Origin of the sequence: Kocuria arenosa, assembly GCF_042879215.1 — a bacterium.
GTDB classification, from domain to species: Bacteria; Actinomycetota; Actinomycetes; order Actinomycetales; family Micrococcaceae; genus Kocuria; species Kocuria arenosa.
In genome coordinates, this window is record NZ_JBHZTA010000001.1 from 222,420 (window position 1) to 237,256 (window position 14,837).

Below are 14,837 nucleotides of genomic sequence, written 5' to 3' on the forward strand. Positions count from 1 at the left end.
AGCACCGTCGTCACCACAGTGGAGGACCGGCCATGGAGAACGCAGCAGGAACAGTCGTCGTCGTCGGGGTCGACGGGTCTCCCCAGTCCGTGGAGGCGCTGCGCTGGGGCGCGCGTCTCGCACCGGCGTACGGGGCGACGATCAAGGTGGTGGGGGCGTGGGAGAACCCGCCCGAGTACGTCAACTTCGTGCACTTCAAGGACGACCACTTCGACGAACTGGCCCGGAAGCGGGTGGACCGGGCGGTCCAGGAGGCGTTCGGTGAGGACGTGCCGGCCGGGCTCAGCACCGTGGTGGAGTTCGGTCACCCGTCCAAGGTGCTGATCCACCACGGCGAGGGGGCCGAGATGCTCGTCGTGGGACGCCGGGGCCACGGCGGTTTCAAGGGGCTGCTGATGGGGTCGACGAGCTCCGCGTGCGTCGCCCACGCCCCGTGCCCGGTGCTCGTCCTCCCCGAGGAGGCGGTCGGGGCCGGGCAGGCCGAGGACTCCGGGCAGGCGCAGGGAGCCGGGCCCGCCGGCTGAGGGCGCCGCCCTCCCGGCCGGGACCGGAGGGACAGGTCGTTCGCGTGGCCGGGACATGCTCCCGCAACGATGCGTGCGGCGCCCCCTGCTCCGTGATACTGATCACGTCAAAGGGATCACAAGAGCGAAGGATCTGGCATGAGCAACGGAACCGCAGCAACGATCGTCGTCGGGGTGGACGGCTCCCAGCAGTCCGTCGAGGCCCTGCGCTGGGCGGCGCGGACGGCACCGGCCCTCGGCGCCGTCATCAGGGCGGTGGGGGCGTGGGACTACCCGCCCGAGTACGCCGGGTACATCCCGCTGGGCAGTGACAACTTCGACGAGACCACCCGGAAGCAGGTGGACAAGGCGGTCCGGGACGCGTTCGGCGACGATGTGCCGGCCGGGCTCAGCACCTCCGTGGTGTTCGGCCACCCGTCGAAGGTCCTGGTGCACGAGAGCGAGGACGCCACGGTGCTCGTCGTCGGGCGCCGGGGCCACGGCGGGTTCCGCGGGCTGCTGCTGGGATCGGTCAGCGCCGCGTGCGTCGCCCACGCGAAGTGCCCGGTGCTCGTGATCCACGAGCACCCCGAGGCGGACGGGTCGGCTCAGGACCGGCCCGCGTAGTAGCGGCCCAGGACCTCGTCCCGGTACTCGAAGTAGGTCCCGTCGGCCATGGCCTCGCGGGCGCCGTCCACCATGCGCACGACGAACCGCTCGTTGTGGATCGACGTGAGCGTCGCGGACAGGCGCTCCTTCGCCTTGAACAGGTGGTGCAGGTACGCCCGGGTGTAGTGGGTGCACGTGTAGCAGTCGCAGCCGTCGTCGACGGGGGCGAGGTCCGTGCGGAAGCGGGCGTTGCTGACGGTGAAGCGGCCGTCCGGGGCGTACACGACGCCGGTGCGGCCCACCCGGGTGGGGGAGACGCAGTCGAAGGTGTCCGCGCCGTTCTCGAGGGCCGTGAAGATGTCGTCCGGCTCCGAGATCCCCAGCAGGTGCCGGGGCCGGTCCTCGGGCAGCTCCTCGTTGCACCAGCGCACGATCGTGCCGAGATTCTCCTTCTCGAGGGCCCCCCCGATCCCGAACCCGTCGAAGTCCATCGCGCCCAGGTCCTGGCACGCCTTGCGGCGCAGGTCCTCGTACTGGGCGCCCTGGATCACGCCGAACAGGGCCTGGTACGGCCGGTCGGCGCGCTCCTCGGTGAGACGGGCGTGCTCGGAGACGCACCGGAGCGCCCACCGGCGGGTCCGCTCGAGGGACGTCTCCTGGTAGCCGCGGGAGTTGTGCAGCGTGGTCAGCTCGTCGAACGCGAACATGATGTCCGCGCCCAACCGGTGCTGCACCTGCATCGAGATCTCCGGGGTGAAGCGGTGGCGGTCCCCGTTGATGTGGGACGTGAACGTGACCCCGTCGTCGTCGACCTGCGCCATGCGCTCCTTGCCGGTCGCGACGTCGTCGTCCCCCGCCGCCGAGGCCGCGACCGTGGACATGTCGATGACCTTCCGGAACCCCGAGCCCAGGGACATGACCTGGAAGCCCCCGGAGTCCGTGAAGGTGGGACCGGACCAGTTCATGAACGCGCCGAGCCCGCCCGCGGCGTCCAGGACGTCCGCGCCCGGCTGGAGATAGAGGTGGTAGGCGTTGGCGAGCAGGGCCTGCGCGCCGAGCTCCGCCATGGACTCGGGCAGCACGGCCTTGACGGTGGCGGCGGTGCCGACGGGCACGAAGGCGGGGGTCCGGATCGTCCCGTGCGGAGTGGTGATCGTCCCGGTGCGGCCCAGGAACGGGCCGCCGTTTGACTCGACGCGCCCGCCGGGGATCGTGGCGGTCTCGGCGAGGCGGTGCTCCACCTCGAAGCCGAAGTCGGAGCGGGCGGCGCGGGGGAGCAGGGTCTTGTCTGGTGCGGGCACCCGTCCATTGTGCGCCACCGTCCGGGGGCGGGTGACCGCGTGCGCCCCCCCCCCGCGACACCGCGAGGACGGCAGGGCGGGGTGCGGTGGGGCCGGGCGGCTCCGGTGCGCCGGTGGAGCCGCTCAGCGGCCCCAGCCGGCGTGGGCCACGGCCTGGCGCACCAGGTCCCCGCGACCGCCAGCGAACTCCGCCTGCACCTCGGGGCTGAGCGCCTCCTCGGGGCTCATCCAGGACAGCTGCAGGGCGTCCTGGCGCGGGCTGCACTCCCCGCGCACCGGCACGATGTAGCTCAGCGCCACGGCGTGCTGCCGGTCGTCGGTCAGCCCGGTCTCGGACGGCGAGGGGAAGAACTCGGCCACGGCGAAGGGGGTGGTGGACACCGGCAGCTGCGGGAACGCCATGGCGCCGAGGTCCTTCTCCAGGTGGCGCAGCAGCGCCGCCCGGATGGTCTCCCGGTACAGCACCCGGCCGGAGACGAACGTGTACATCATCTTGCCCTCGGGTGTCGCCTGCAGCAGCAGCCCGATCTCGGAGAGGTAGCCCAGGGGGTCGAGCCGGACCGGCAGGGCCTGCACGTAGACCATCGGCAGGCGGCGGCGGGCCTCCTGCAGATCGTCCTCGTTGAGCCAACCGGGGTTCGGATCGGGGGTGCGGAGGAAGTTCATACTGCTGTTCTATCCCAAGACCCCGGGCGGAGCCACGGTCGCGACCGCCCCGGGCGTCCGGTTCAGCGCTCAGCGGAGCCGGTGGCCCCGGGCCGGCCTACGGGCGGGCCAGCCGGGCGGCGGCCTCCAGGACCGTCCACGCCTGGACCTGGGTGGACAGCTCGACCGGCACGCCGGGGCGCTGCGACTCGTCGGCGTGCCGTGCCGGGTCCGGGGAGAAGATCGCCACCGTCCCCCCGGTGGTCGTCGGGGCCGTGGTGCCCGGCGCGCTGAAGTCCACCGCCGGGTCGAACTCCCGCCGGCCCGCCCACAGGGCGTCGGCGGTGCCCGCCACGAGCCCGGCCGCGGTGCGCCGCGCCGCGGCCGGCAGGGCCGGGTGCAGGGCGGCGTCGGCGAGGTAGCGGGCCAGGATCCCGCTGAACAGGCCGCCGTCCCCACCGCCGTGGGTGCGCAGGAGGGGGCGCCCGTCCAGCTCGCGGCCGTACTCCTGCGCGGCGCCGGCCACCACGTCCGCGGCCGTGCGCAGCAGGTCCGACCGGTCCTCCTCGCCCGTGCCCGGGGTGTCGGCGAGCTCGAGGAGCACGCCGAGCACGGGCCCCGAGTTGTAGCTGAACAGTCTCTCGTCCCGGCGCGTCACCTCGGTGCCGGATCCGGCGGCGACCAGGAGCAGGCCGTCGTGGAAGACCTTCCGCTCCGGGCTCCAGAGGGTGGTCCGCAGCCAGTCGAGCACCGCGCCGGCCTGCTCCGGGCGGTGCGTGCGCACGAAGCCGAGGGCCGTGGGCGCGGAGGACGCCGTGTTCTTGACGTCGTGACGGGTGTTCCAGAAGACGCCGCCGCCGAGGTCCCCGGTGTGGCCCCGCTCGAGCCGGGCGAGCAGGGCGCTGCCCGCGTCGAGGCACGCCACGTCCGGCCGGCCGGTCAGGGCACGGTCCAGCTCGGCGAGACGGCCCACGGCCAGCAGCAGCCACGCCATGTCGTCGTAGTAGGAGTTGTGGGTCACCCGGCCGCCGCTGCGCAGGGTGATGCCCCGCAGCAGGCGGTGCCCCTCTCGGCGGAACCACCGGGCCCGCGTGGGATCGTCCCGGTGCCGGAGTCCGGCGTCCACCAGTGCGTCGAGCAGGTGCGCCTGCCACCAGTAGTGCCACGGGGCCCTCGGGGACGTGGGGCGCGGGTGCGCCGGGGCGCCGAGCAGCGTGCCGGGCACCCCCAGCGCGCGCACGGCGAAGAGCTCCCGGACCGAGTGGGCCGCCTTGTCGGCGCGCTCCGCGGCCGTGGTGGCTGCCCCGGCGGCCCCGGTGTCCTCAGTGGGTTCCGTGTGCTCGGTGTGCTCGGCGTGGGCGTCGCGTGCGGTGGGCTCGACGGTCGCTGGGCGGTGCGCGGCGCTCGGGCCGGTCGTCCGGGGCATGGGGACTCCTGTGCTGGCGGGGAAGAGGTGCTGCTCCCGAGCCTAGGCGCTCGCCGGGGGCGGGGGCCCGCTGCGGTCCCGCACGGGCCCGAGGAAGAGCCTCCGGTGCAGCGTCTCGGCCGGTCCGGGCAGGCGGCGCCGCTCCAGCAGGGCCGCGCCGAGCAGCGTGACCAGCCACACGGCCGAGCCGAGCAGCAGCGCGGCGGTGGGCGTCAGCGACCGGCCGAGCGCCAGCGCGAACGGGGGCAGCAGTACGGTGAACAGCACGGACTGCGCGAGATAGCCGCTCATCGACCGGCGGCCGAGGGCCTGCAGGGACCACAGCGCGGGATGCTCCCGCGCCCGCAGCGCGACCGCCCCGGCACCCGGGCCGGGGCGCAGCACCCGCTCGCAGACCAGCGCCACCACGAGCGCGTAGCCGATCCCCTGCGCGGCCCCGGTCAGCGCGTCCACGCCGGTGAGCACGGACCCGGCGGCCGGCGAGGGCTCGAGCCGGTCCGTGGTCAGGAGCCCGGTGCCGACGCCCGTGAGCAGCCCGAGACCGATGCAGACCAGCGCGGTGACGAGCAGACGGCCGCGGCGCGGCCCGGGGTCCTCGAGCACCCGGTACCGGCTCAGGGCCAGCCCGAGCAGCAGCATGGGCAGCAGTCCCAGCAGCTGGAGCGGGGCGAAGGACACCACCCCGAGCCCCTCGACGACCCCGAGGACCAGCCGCTCCGGGACGGAGTCCGCCACCAGGCTGGGGAAGGACGGCGTGCCGGGTGTCCGCACGGACCAGCTCGCGGCGCCGTAGAGGACCATGAGCACCGAGCCGAGGGCGGAGAGGACCACGAGCGTGCGCGTGCTCTCGACGATCAGCACCGAGAGGAACAGCCCTCCGAACGCGTAGGCGGTGATGATGTCCTCGGGGAAGAGCAGGCACGCGTGCAGGGCCCCGATGAGGACCAGCCACCCGTAGCGCCGGAGCAGCAGCCGGCGCGCCAGGGGCAGCGGAGTGCCGCGGGCGGCCTCCCGCGCGGCGATCTGACCCACGCCGTAGCCCACCAGGAACGAGAACAGGGGGAAGCCGCGGCCGTCCACGAGCATCGACATGGCCATGTTGACGACGTCGTCCGCCGTCCACCCCGCGGTGTCCGCACCGGTCCCCAGCGTCCGGTCCCGAGGGCCGTCGGTGGGACCGGTCGCCCAGATCCACACGGTGACGTTGGCGACCGCGATGACCCAGAGCATGAGCCCCCGGGCCACGTCCGGCGCCGGGACGCGGCCCGTCGCCCGGGGAGCGCGCGGAGCGTTCACGCGGCGTCCCCGGGCATCAGGGCGCGGCGGCTCTCGAGCACGAGCGGCTCGCCGGTCACCGGGTGGACGAGGGCGATCCGGCGGGCCAGCAGCTGCAGCGGCCGGCCGGGGTCCTCGGCGCCGGCCGGCCGCACCTCCGGGTACAGGGGGTCGTGGCGCACGGGGATGCCCAGTCCGGCCAGGTGCACCCGGATCTGGTGGGTGCGCCCCGTCTCGGGCCGGAGCGTGTAGCGCGCCCACGTCCCCTCCGCGTCCGCGAACGGCGGCCCGGCCCCCTCGACCGCGGTGCGGGCGTTGACGGGGCCCGCCACCTCCCGCGCCTGCAGGGACGTGCGGTCCTTGACGATGCGGGACTCGACGAGGCGGGGGAGGCGCAGCCCGGGCCGGTGCCCGGCCACGGCCTCGTACTCCTTGGCCACCGACCGCTCCTGGAAGAGGGTCTGGAACCGGCCCCGGGTGGCGGAGTCCCGCGAGAGCAGCAGAACCCCGGCGGTGCCGCGGTCGAGCCGGTGCAGCGGGGAGAGCCGGTCCTCGCGGCGGGAGCGGCGCAGCTTCACGAGCGCGCTCTGCGCCACGAACCCGCCGCGCGGCGTGGTGGGCAGCCCGTGCGGCTTGTCGACCGCCAGCAGCCACTCGTCCTCGAACAGCACCGGCAGGTCCCCGGGCAGCTCCGGTTCCTCGGGCAGGGCACGGTGGTACCAGACCGAGCCGCCGGCGCGGAAGGGGGTGTCGTGGGCGAGGGACCGCCCGGCGTCGTCGACGATCCCCCCGGCCGCGAAGAGCTCCTCGAGCTCGGAGGCGGACGCGGGGAACCTGCTCAGCAGATAGCCGCGGACGGTCCCGGGGGCTCCGGCCTCCGCGGCCGGCAGCCGCACCCGGACCGGGTCCACCCCGTCCCGCAGCGGCAGGGGGGCGGGGGCGGGCCGACGTCGTCGCATGGTTCCCGATCGTGCTCCGCCCGCGCCCCGTTGTCCACTCGACGGACCCGCGTACCGCCGGACCGCGGACCCTGCGACAATGGACGCGCACCGTCACCCGCCCGCCGACCGGAACGAGGCCCATGTCAGCCGAAGAAGTCGTCCTCCTGGACGACGCGCACCGTCCCATCGGGACCGCGCCCAAGGCCGGGGTGCACACCACGGACACCCCCCTGCACCTCGCGGTCTCGTGCTATGTCCTCGACGACGACGGGCGGCTGCTGCTGACCCGCCGGGCGCTCGCGAAGAAGACCTGGCCCGGGGTGTGGACCAACAGCTTCTGCGGCCACCCGGGCCCCGGCGAGGGGTTCGTCGAGGCCATCGCGCGCCGGGCCGGCCAGGAGCTGGGCTTCGCGGTGACAGGGATGACGGAGGTGCTGCCCGACTTCCGCTACCGGGCCGTGGACGCCTCCGGGATCGTGGAGAACGAGTTCTGCCCCGTCTACGTGGCGCGGGCCACCGGGCAGCCACGACCGCTGCCCGCGGAGGTCGCGGAGGTCGCCTGGATCGCCCCGGACGAGCTGTTCGCCGCGGCGGAGGCCGCGCCGTTCCTGCTGAGCCCGTGGCTGCTGGAGCAGGTCGCGGACGACCGGCTGCGCCGGGCGCTCACGGGACGGGCCGCGGTCCGCCCGTAGCGCTCCGCTCGGCTCAGCGGTCCGTCTCCAGCACGCCCACGGCCACGGCGAGGTCCTGCCAGGACATCCCGACGCCCTTGAAGACGTTGGGGACGTCGTCCCGGCGGGCGACCGCGCCGGTGACCACGTCCCGCAGCGGCACGAGCGCTTCCTCGGGAAGCGCCCCGTCCCTCTGGGCCAGGACGACGTCGCCGGCCTCGCGCCGCGCGGTGGCGAGGTCCTCCACCACCACGAGGGAACGGCCCATGAGCCCGGTGTCGAGCTCCCGCCGGCCGGTCTCGTGCGAGCCGATCGCCACGACGCAGGCGCCGTCCCGGACCAGGGAGCCGTCGAAGAGCGGCTCGGCCGCCGACGTCGCGCAGACCACCACGTCGGCGTGGGCGACGTCGGCCGCGGTCCCCGCGACGGCCTCCGGCCCGAGGTCGGCGAGCCGGTGCAGGACGGCGCGGACCTTGTCCGCGCTGCGCCCCACCACCGTGACGCGCCGCAGCTCCCGGACACGCGCGAGGGCCACCGCGTGTCCGACGGCCTGGGGTCCGGTCCCGAACACGACGAGGTGTGCCGCGTCCGCGGGCGCCAGGGCGTCCGCGGCCACCGCCGAGACGGCCGGGGTGCGCAGCGCCGTCAGGGCCGACCCGTCCAGGAGGGCCCGTGGCGTGAGGGTCGCGGCGTCCTGGAGGACGTGCACGGCCTGGATCCGTGGCAGTCCCCGGGCCGGGTTGTCCGGGGCCACGGAGGCGACCTTGACGCCGGTCCACCCGGCGATCGTCGAGGGCATCAGCAGCAGGTGCCCGGAACCGGCCGGGGTGCTGATCCGGGCGGGATCCGTCGCGGGGTCGAAACCCTCGACGAGCACCTGCGCCACCAGGCGCCGGGCCCGGTCGGGGGAGACCCGTGCGGCGATCTCCTCGGCGGTGTACCAGGTCGGCCGGTCGGTGCTCACGGGGTCTCCGCCGAAGGTGCGGTGCGCGGTGCGCGCGGGGCGGTGCCACCCGCGCCGGGACGTCCCGGTGCCACGGCTCAGTCCATCCGCTCGGCCAGGCCGGCGGCCACCGTCTCGAGGGCGGCGCGCAGCGCGAGGATCGCCGGGCGGTGCGCGCTCGCCCCGCGGATCGAGGTGAACACCGTCCGCCGGGGCCCGGACGGCAGGTCGACCAGCCGGCAGGGCGGGTCCCCGCGCACCCACATGAGGTCCGGCATGAGCGCCACGGCGTTGCCGGACTCCACGAGCCGGGTCTGCGCCTGCAGGTCTGCCGTCGAGAACCGGACGTCGGGCTCGAAGCCCGCCCGCCGGCACAGCTGCTCGCCCCAGTGCCGCGAGGCGGCTCCCCGTGGCTCCATGACCCAGGCGAGCTCGTGGGCGTCCCGCAGGGAGGTGACGGACGCGTGCTCGGGGCCGGGGGGGACGGCCAGGCGGATGGCATCCGTGATCAGCCGCCGCCGGTCCAGGTCCGGGTGGTGGGCGGCGGCGTGGCTCGGGTACTGCTCCGCCACGACCACGTCGAACTCCCGGGTCCAGGTCTCGTAGAGGGCCTGCTCGGGCTCGGCCTGCACCATCTCCACCCGCACCTCCGGGTGCTCGCGGCGCATGGTGCCCAGCACCTCCGGCAGCAGCGCCAGGGCCGCGGACTGGAACACGGCGACCCGCACGGTGCCGGTGACCGTGCTCAGCGACGCCGCCAGGTCCGACTCGGTGCGCTCCAGGACGTCCAGCAGCTCGGTGGTGCGCGCCACCAGGATCTCCGCCTGCGGGGTGAGCTGGACCCGCCGGCCGGCCTTGGAGAGCAGGGCCACCCCCGCCTCCTTTTCCAGCGCCGAGAGCTGCTGGGAGACCGCCGAGGGGCTGAAGTTCAGGGCGGCGGCGACCTCCGCGAGGGTGCCGCGCAGCGCGAGTTCCCGCAACAGCCGCAGCTTGCGCACATCCAGCACGGCGCCGTCCTCCACTGGTCAGTTCCACTGATGAATGATCTGCGGAAAACATCACTTTATCCGAATCGTTCCAGGGCGCATAGTGGACCTACCGCAGTGCTTTCGGCCCAGACCCAGGGAGTAACACCCATGACCACGATCCCCGTCCCTCAGGCAGCGCAGATTCCCGGCCGGCCCGAGATCGGACGCACCCTTCCCCACGCCGCCATCCCGGCCTCGCTCCCCGAGCAGGCCGTCGCCACGGTGCGCCGCTGGCTCACCGAGGCCGAGCAGTTCCCCAAGGACGCCTCGGGCGAGCAGCTGGCCGGGGTGCTCAAGGATCCCGCCGGCCTGGACTTCACGGTCGGCTTCGTCGACGGAGTCATCCGCCCCGAGGACCTCCGGGTCGCCGCCCGCAACCTGGCCCGGCTGGCGCCGAAGGTCCCCGGCTTCCTGCCGTGGTACCTGCGCTCCGCGGTGCGCGCGGGCGGGGCCCTGGCCCCGGTCGCCCCGCAGGTCGTGATCCCGGCCGCCCGCAAGGCGCTGCGCGAGATGGTCGGGCACCTCATCGTCGACGCCAGCGAGGCCAAGCTCGGGAAGTCGATCGCGAAGATCCGCAAGGACGACGTCCGGCTCAACGTCAACCTCCTGGGCGAGGCCGTGCTCGGGGACCGCGAGGCCGACCGCCGGCTGCAGGGCACCCACGACCTGCTGGCCCGGCCGGACGTGGACTACGTCTCCATCAAGGTCTCCTCCACCGTGGCCCCGCACTCCCCATGGGCCTTCGAGGAGGCGGTGGCCGAGGTCGTCGAGAAGCTGACCCCGCTCTACGCCCGGGCCGCCTCGTTCGCGCCGGCGAAGTTCATCAACCTGGACATGGAGGAGTACAAGGACCTGGACATGACCCTCGCGGTCTTCACCCGGATCCTCGACCAGCCCCAGTTCCAGGACCTCGAGGCCGGCATCGTGCTGCAGACCTACCTGCCCGACGCCCTGTCCGCGATGATCCGCCTGCAGGAGTGGGCCGCTGCCCGCCGGGCCGCCGGCGGCGCCCCCGTGAAGGTGCGCGTGGTCAAGGGCGCGAACCTGCCCATGGAGCAGGTCGAGGCCTCCCTGCACGACTGGCCCCTGGCCACGTGGGGGACCAAGCAGGACTCGGACACCCACTACAAGCGCGTGCTCAACTACGCGCTGCAGCCCGAGCACGCCGACGCCGTCCGGATCGGCGTGGCCGGGCACAACCTCTTCGACATCGCCTTCGCCTGGCTGCTCGCCACCGAGCGCGGCGTGGCCGGGGCGATCGACTTCGAGATGCTGCTGGGCATGGCCACCGGCCAGGCCGAGGCGGTCAAGGCCGACGTCGGGTCCCTGCTGCTCTACACCCCGGTGGTGCACCCGGGGGAGTTCGACGTGGCCATCGCCTACCTGATCCGCCGGCTGGAGGAGGGCGCGAGCCAGGAGAACTTCATGTCCGCGGTCTTCGAGCTCTCCGCGGACGAGGAGCTCTTCGAGCGGGAGGAGCAGCGTTTCCTCGCCTCCCTGGCGGCCCTGGACGACACCGTCCCGCCGCCGAACCGGGTCCAGGACCGCAGCCTGCCCGAGGCGCCCGCCCCGACCGACGGCTTCATCAACACCCCGGACACCGACCCGGCCGTGGCCGCCAACCGGGACTGGGGCCGGGCGATCCTCGACCGGGTCCCCGGCTCGACGGCCGGGGTGGAGACCGTCGCCGCCGCGGCGCTGCAGACCGAGGAGCAGCTCGACCGCGTCATCGACGCCGCCCTCGAGGCCGGCCGCGGCTGGGCCGCCCTCACCGGCGCCCAGCGGGCCGAGGTGCTCCACCGCGCCGGCGAGGCCCTGGCCGCCCGCCGCGCCGAGCTGCTCGAGGTCGCCGCCGCGGAGGCCGGCAAGACCCTCGACCAGTCGGACCCCGAGATCAGCGAGGCCATCGACTTCGCCCACTACTACGCCGAGCGGGCGCGGGAGCTGGACGAGGTCGACGGCGCGTCCTTCGTGCCCTCCCGGCTGACCGTGGTCACCCCGCCGTGGAACTTCCCGGTGGCCATCCCGGCCGGTTCGGTGCTGGCGGCCCTCGCCGCCGGCTCCCCGGTGGTGTTCAAGCCGGCCGGCCCGACGAAGCGCTGCGGCGCCGTGGTGGCCGAGGCCCTCTGGGAGGCACTGGACGCCTCTGGCGTCTCCCGCGACGTGCTCGCCCTCGTGGACCTCGAGGAGCGCGCCCTCGGACGCCAGCTGATCTCCCACCCCGCGGTGGACCGGCTGATCCTCACCGGCGCCTACGAGACCGCGGAGCTCTTCCGCTCCTTCCGCTCCGACCTGCCGCTGCTGGCCGAGACCTCCGGGAAGAACGCCCTGATCGTCACGCCCAGCGCCGACTTCGACCTGGCCGCCAAGGACGTCGCCTACTCGGCGTTCGGCCACGCCGGGCAGAAGTGCTCGGCGGCCTCCCTGGTGATCCTGGTGGGTTCGGTGGCGACGTCCCGCCGGTTCCGCAACCAGTTCGTCGACGCGGTCACCTCGCTGACCGTCGACCACCCGACCAACCCGGCCGCGCAGATGGGCCCGCTCACCGAGCCCGCCGAGGGCAAGCTGCTCCAGGCCCTGACCACCCTCGAGGACGGCCAGTCCTGGCTGATCGAGCCGCAGCAGCTCGACGAGACCGGCCGGCTGTGGTCCCCGGGCGTGCGCACGGGCGTGCAGCGCGGCTCGGAGTTCCACCTGGTGGAGTACTTCGGGCCCGTGCTCGGCGTGATGACCGCCGAGACCCTGGAGGAGGCCGTGGCCCTGCAGAACGAGGTCGAGTACGGTCTCACCGGCGGGCTGCACTCCCTGGACCCGGAGGAGATCGGCTACTGGCTCGAGCACGTCCAGGCCGGCAACGTCTACGTCAACCGCGGGATCACCGGCGCCATCGTCCAGCGCCAGCCCTTCGGCGGCTGGAAGAAGTCGGCGGTCGGCCCGGGCACCAAGGCCGGCGGCCCGAGCTACCTCATGGGCCTGGGCGAGTGGGAGCCCGCGCCGCTGCGCGGCGCCGGGCGCCCCGTGGCCGACACCGCGGTCGTCCAGCTGCTGCAGGCCGCGCACGCGGGGACGGCGGGCCTCACGGCCGCCGAGGCGCAGACCCTCGAGCAGTCACTGCGCAGCGACGAGGCCGCCTGGGCCGGGGAGTTCGGGGTCGCCCGGGACGTCTCGCAGCTCTACGCCGAGCGCAACGTCTTCCGCTACCTGCCCCTGCCCGTGACGGTGCGCCTGTCCGAGGGCGAGCCCCTCGCGGACCTGCTGCGCGTGCTCGCCGCCGGTCTGCGCGCCGGCGCCGAGCTCACCGTCTCCTCGGCGCGCGAGCTGCCCGCCCCGGTGCGCGCCGTGCTGAGCGGCCGCGACGTGCCCGTGCGGTTGGAGGACGACGCCGCCTGGCTGGCCGGCGCCCCGGCCCTCGGCGGCGGACGCGTCCGGCTGATCGGCGGGGACCGCGCGGGCCTCATCGCCGCGACCGGGTCCCGTCCGGACGTGGCCGTCTACGCCCACCCCGTCACCGCGGCGGGCCGGGTCGAGATGCTGCCGTTCCTGCACGAGCAGGCCGTGAGCATCACCGCGCACCGCTTCGGCACGCCGAACCACCTCACGGACGGGCTGATCTAGCAGCCCTCCCCACCACGGCCCCGTGCCGCGGCTCCGGCCCCTCGTGGGCCCGGGGCCGCGGCGCGGGGCCGCGGCGCGGGGCCGTTCCGTTTCCCCGGTCGCGCCGCCCCCGGTGGCTCAGTCCGGGAGCAGGGACGCGTAGACGACCAGGTTCGCATCGAAGGAGCCGGTCGCGGGGTCGTAGCCGTCGCAGGTGATCAGGCGCAGCTCCGGGCCGGCGGTGTTGCCGTAGACGCGCAGCGTGGGGAACGCGGCCTTCTCGTACCGCTCGACGGCGTCCACGGCGAACGCCGCCGCGGAACCGTCCTGACGCGTCACGGTGATCCGGTCCCCGGGGGTCAACCGGTGCAGCTCGGCGAACACGCCGGGACCCCCGCCGGTGGCGTTGACGTGGCCCAGCAGCACGGACGGGCCGGCCTCGCCCGGAGTGGGCGAGTGCCGGTACCAGCCGGCCGGTGCGCCGGGACCCTCCGGAGGGACCTCCAGGCTCCGGTCGGAGCGCAGTCCCAGCTGCACGAGGTCGCCGTCCAGGCCGATGCGCTCGACCGAGAGGCGCATCGGCTCCGACGCCGGAAGCGTCTCGGGCGCAGGTGCCGGCGGCTGCGCCGAGCCCGCCGGGGCACTCGGGCGAACGGCCCGGGGCGGTGCCTGCAGAGCGCCCGTGGCAAGAGGGGCGACGTGCTCCGCGACCGACCCTCGCTCCGTCGTCGTCCCCGGTGCGGGGCCGTCCCCCGTGCACCACAGAGCCAGGACCACGGCGAGCCCCGCCACCCCCGTGCGGAGGTGGCGGGGCTCGCGGCGGTGCCGGGCCATCCGGTGTCCGCGGGTCAGCGTCCGCCGGCCGCCCGGCGGCGCAGGCCCACGGCGGCGCCCAGCGCGAGCAGGCCGAGCACGGCCGCACCGATGATCCCGTTCGTGTCCGAGCCGGTCCCGGCGGTCTCCACGCCCGTGTCCGCAGGACCCTCCGGCACGGCCATCTGGGCGGGTGCGAGGACGCCGCACGCCACCGGGATGTCGGAGGCGAGGGGCAGGTCCGGAGCCATCGGGTTGACCTTGGCCTGCGCCGCGGCCGAGAGGGCCGCCGGGTCCGCGCCGTGGACGTTGACCACGGCGGTGCCGTTCTGCAGGGCCGCGACCATCGCGGCGTCCACCGGGATGGTCCGCTGGTAGGTGTAGGCGTCACCGGCGGGGAACCGGTCGATCGCCACGGCCGAGGCCGGGGTCGTGTCGCCGGAGGTGGTCAGGGATGCCCCGATCCCCCCCGTCCAGGGCTGGCCCTCCATGGAGCTGACCGCGCCGTCCCCGTCGGCGTCGGCCGTCGGGGGAGCGCACACCCCCTGGCCCCCGATGTGGATGTGCTGGGCGTGCGGATACGGTGCGCCCTGGAACAGGGCGGGAGCACCCGCGACCTCGACGGTCACCGTGGCCTCCTGGCCCATGACGTCGACGACCGCGGTGCCGGCGGCGGTGCTGTTGTTGACGGGCGCCAGCTCGGCCTGGAAGGACCAGCTGTCGGCTGCGGCGGCAGGGGCGGTCGGAAGGGCCACGGCCGCGATGGCCAGGGCGGGTGCTGCGAGCAGGGCGGACTTCTTCACGGGATCGGCCTCTCGGTGGGTGCGATAAGACGGGAAGTGACGCAAAACACAGTCTACTGATGGTTTTCGGGGCGTCGAGGGCTGGATGGCAAGTGCTTTTGCGAATCCGGAGCGTGGAGGAGGCTCGGGGTGTCTGTCGTGGAGGCGCCGCCCTCGGAGGATCGGCACGAGGGCGGCGCCTGGAGAGCTGGGCCGACTGTGCTCCGGTGTCCCCCCACGTGCATGGCACATCGGACCCGTGAGCCGGCCGCGGCTCGTCGATGCAAGGGTACTGACCTGTAAATA

At 74.6% G+C, this 14,837-nt stretch carries 13 protein-coding genes; 4 read left to right on the forward strand and 9 right to left on the reverse strand.

The genetic code is table 11. The features are described 5' to 3' along the window. The first annotated feature begins 32 nt into the window (after positions 1–32). Positions 33–524, forward strand: coding sequence for a universal stress protein (locus ACFYE3_RS01085; protein ID WP_387605605.1), 492 nt, complete (start codon positions 33–35; stop codon positions 522–524). A 138-nt stretch (positions 525–662) separates the two neighbouring features. Beyond that, positions 663–1,130 carry a universal stress protein gene (locus ACFYE3_RS01090; protein WP_387605603.1) on the forward strand — a complete coding sequence of 156 codons (468 nt, stop codon included), beginning with the start codon at positions 663–665 and terminating at the stop codon, positions 1,128–1,130. On the opposite strand, the gene tgt is transcribed toward ACFYE3_RS01090, so the two are convergent. The 5 genes from tgt to ACFYE3_RS01115 form a co-directional block, all read right to left on the reverse strand. Further along, positions 1,112–2,413, reverse strand: a complete 1,302-nt coding sequence (tgt, locus tag ACFYE3_RS01095) for a tRNA guanosine(34) transglycosylase Tgt (protein WP_387605601.1) — start codon at positions 2,411–2,413, stop codon at positions 1,112–1,114. The two genes, ACFYE3_RS01090 and tgt, sit on opposite strands and share 19 nt — an antisense overlap. 123 nt (positions 2,414–2,536) lie before the next feature. Next, the gene (locus ACFYE3_RS01100; protein ID WP_017833900.1) at positions 2,537–3,079 is read right to left on the reverse strand and encodes an NUDIX hydrolase family protein; all 543 of its coding nucleotides are present in this window, start codon (positions 3,077–3,079) and stop codon (positions 2,537–2,539) included. 97 nt (positions 3,080–3,176) lie between these two features. Next, on the reverse strand, positions 3,177–4,484 hold the full coding sequence (locus tag ACFYE3_RS01105; RefSeq protein WP_387605599.1) for a glycoside hydrolase family 76 protein: 1,308 nt from the start codon (positions 4,482–4,484) through the stop codon (positions 3,177–3,179). Positions 4,485–4,526: 42 nt separating this feature from the next. Next, positions 4,527–5,780 carry a DUF418 domain-containing protein gene (locus ACFYE3_RS01110; protein WP_387605597.1) on the reverse strand — a complete coding sequence of 418 codons (1,254 nt, stop codon included), beginning with the start codon at positions 5,778–5,780 and terminating at the stop codon, positions 4,527–4,529. Then, positions 5,777–6,718, reverse strand: coding sequence for a pseudouridine synthase (locus ACFYE3_RS01115; protein ID WP_387605595.1), 942 nt, complete (start codon positions 6,716–6,718; stop codon positions 5,777–5,779). Before ACFYE3_RS01115 ends, ACFYE3_RS01110 begins: the two co-directional genes overlap by 4 nt. 122 nt (positions 6,719–6,840) lie before the next feature. Between ACFYE3_RS01115 and idi the strand changes: the two genes are divergently transcribed. Continuing rightward, positions 6,841–7,392 (forward strand): isopentenyl-diphosphate Delta-isomerase, encoded by a 552-nt coding sequence (idi, locus tag ACFYE3_RS01120; protein ID WP_387605593.1) that lies wholly within the window; start codon positions 6,841–6,843, stop codon positions 7,390–7,392. Between the two features lie 13 nt (positions 7,393–7,405). Here idi and ACFYE3_RS01125 read toward each other — a convergent pair whose 3' ends face one another. Both ACFYE3_RS01125 and ACFYE3_RS01130 read right to left on the reverse strand, forming a co-directional pair. Beyond that, positions 7,406–8,335, reverse strand: coding sequence for an ornithine cyclodeaminase family protein (locus ACFYE3_RS01125; protein WP_387605592.1), 930 nt, complete (start codon positions 8,333–8,335; stop codon positions 7,406–7,408). A 77-nt stretch (positions 8,336–8,412) separates the two neighbouring features. Continuing rightward, a complete protein-coding gene (locus tag ACFYE3_RS01130) occupies positions 8,413–9,321 on the reverse strand; it encodes a LysR substrate-binding domain-containing protein (protein ID WP_368830756.1) in 909 nt (302 codons plus the stop codon). A gap of 129 nt (positions 9,322–9,450) precedes the next feature. Here ACFYE3_RS01130 and ACFYE3_RS01135 point away from each other — a divergent pair, with 129 nt between their 5' ends. After that, a complete protein-coding gene (locus ACFYE3_RS01135; protein ID WP_387605589.1) occupies positions 9,451–12,957 on the forward strand; it encodes a bifunctional proline dehydrogenase/L-glutamate gamma-semialdehyde dehydrogenase in 3,507 nt (1,168 codons plus the stop codon). A gap of 117 nt (positions 12,958–13,074) precedes the next feature. On the opposite strand, the gene ACFYE3_RS01140 is transcribed toward ACFYE3_RS01135, so the two are convergent. Then, positions 13,075–13,770, reverse strand: coding sequence for a class F sortase (locus tag ACFYE3_RS01140; RefSeq protein WP_387605586.1), 696 nt, complete (start codon positions 13,768–13,770; stop codon positions 13,075–13,077). Between the two features lie 14 nt (positions 13,771–13,784). Beyond that, positions 13,785–14,552 carry a hypothetical protein gene (locus ACFYE3_RS01145; RefSeq protein ID WP_387605583.1) on the reverse strand — a complete coding sequence of 256 codons (768 nt, stop codon included), beginning with the start codon at positions 14,550–14,552 and terminating at the stop codon, positions 13,785–13,787. Positions 14,553–14,837: the final 285 nt, after the last annotated feature.

Excerpts from the sequence above, each read along its gene's own strand:
- ACFYE3_RS01090 (WP_387605603.1), top strand. The coding sequence starts at position 663 with ATGAGCAACGGAACCGCAGCAACGATCGTCGTCGGGGTGGACGGCTCC.
- ACFYE3_RS01100 (WP_017833900.1), bottom strand. The coding sequence starts at position 3,079 with ATGAACTTCCTCCGCACCCCCGATCCGAACCCCGGTTGGCTCAACGAG.
- ACFYE3_RS01085 (WP_387605605.1), top strand. The coding sequence starts at position 33 with ATGGAGAACGCAGCAGGAACAGTCGTCGTCGTCGGGGTCGACGGGTCT.
- ACFYE3_RS01105 (WP_387605599.1), bottom strand. The coding sequence starts at position 4,484 with ATGCCCCGGACGACCGGCCCGAGCGCCGCGCACCGCCCAGCGACCGTC.
- ACFYE3_RS01135 (WP_387605589.1), top strand. The coding sequence starts at position 9,451 with ATGACCACGATCCCCGTCCCTCAGGCAGCGCAGATTCCCGGCCGGCCC.
- idi (WP_387605593.1), top strand. The coding sequence starts at position 6,841 with ATGTCAGCCGAAGAAGTCGTCCTCCTGGACGACGCGCACCGTCCCATC.
- ACFYE3_RS01140 (WP_387605586.1), bottom strand. The coding sequence starts at position 13,770 with ATGGCCCGGCACCGCCGCGAGCCCCGCCACCTCCGCACGGGGGTGGCG.
- ACFYE3_RS01115 (WP_387605595.1), bottom strand. The coding sequence starts at position 6,718 with ATGCGACGACGTCGGCCCGCCCCCGCCCCCCTGCCGCTGCGGGACGGG.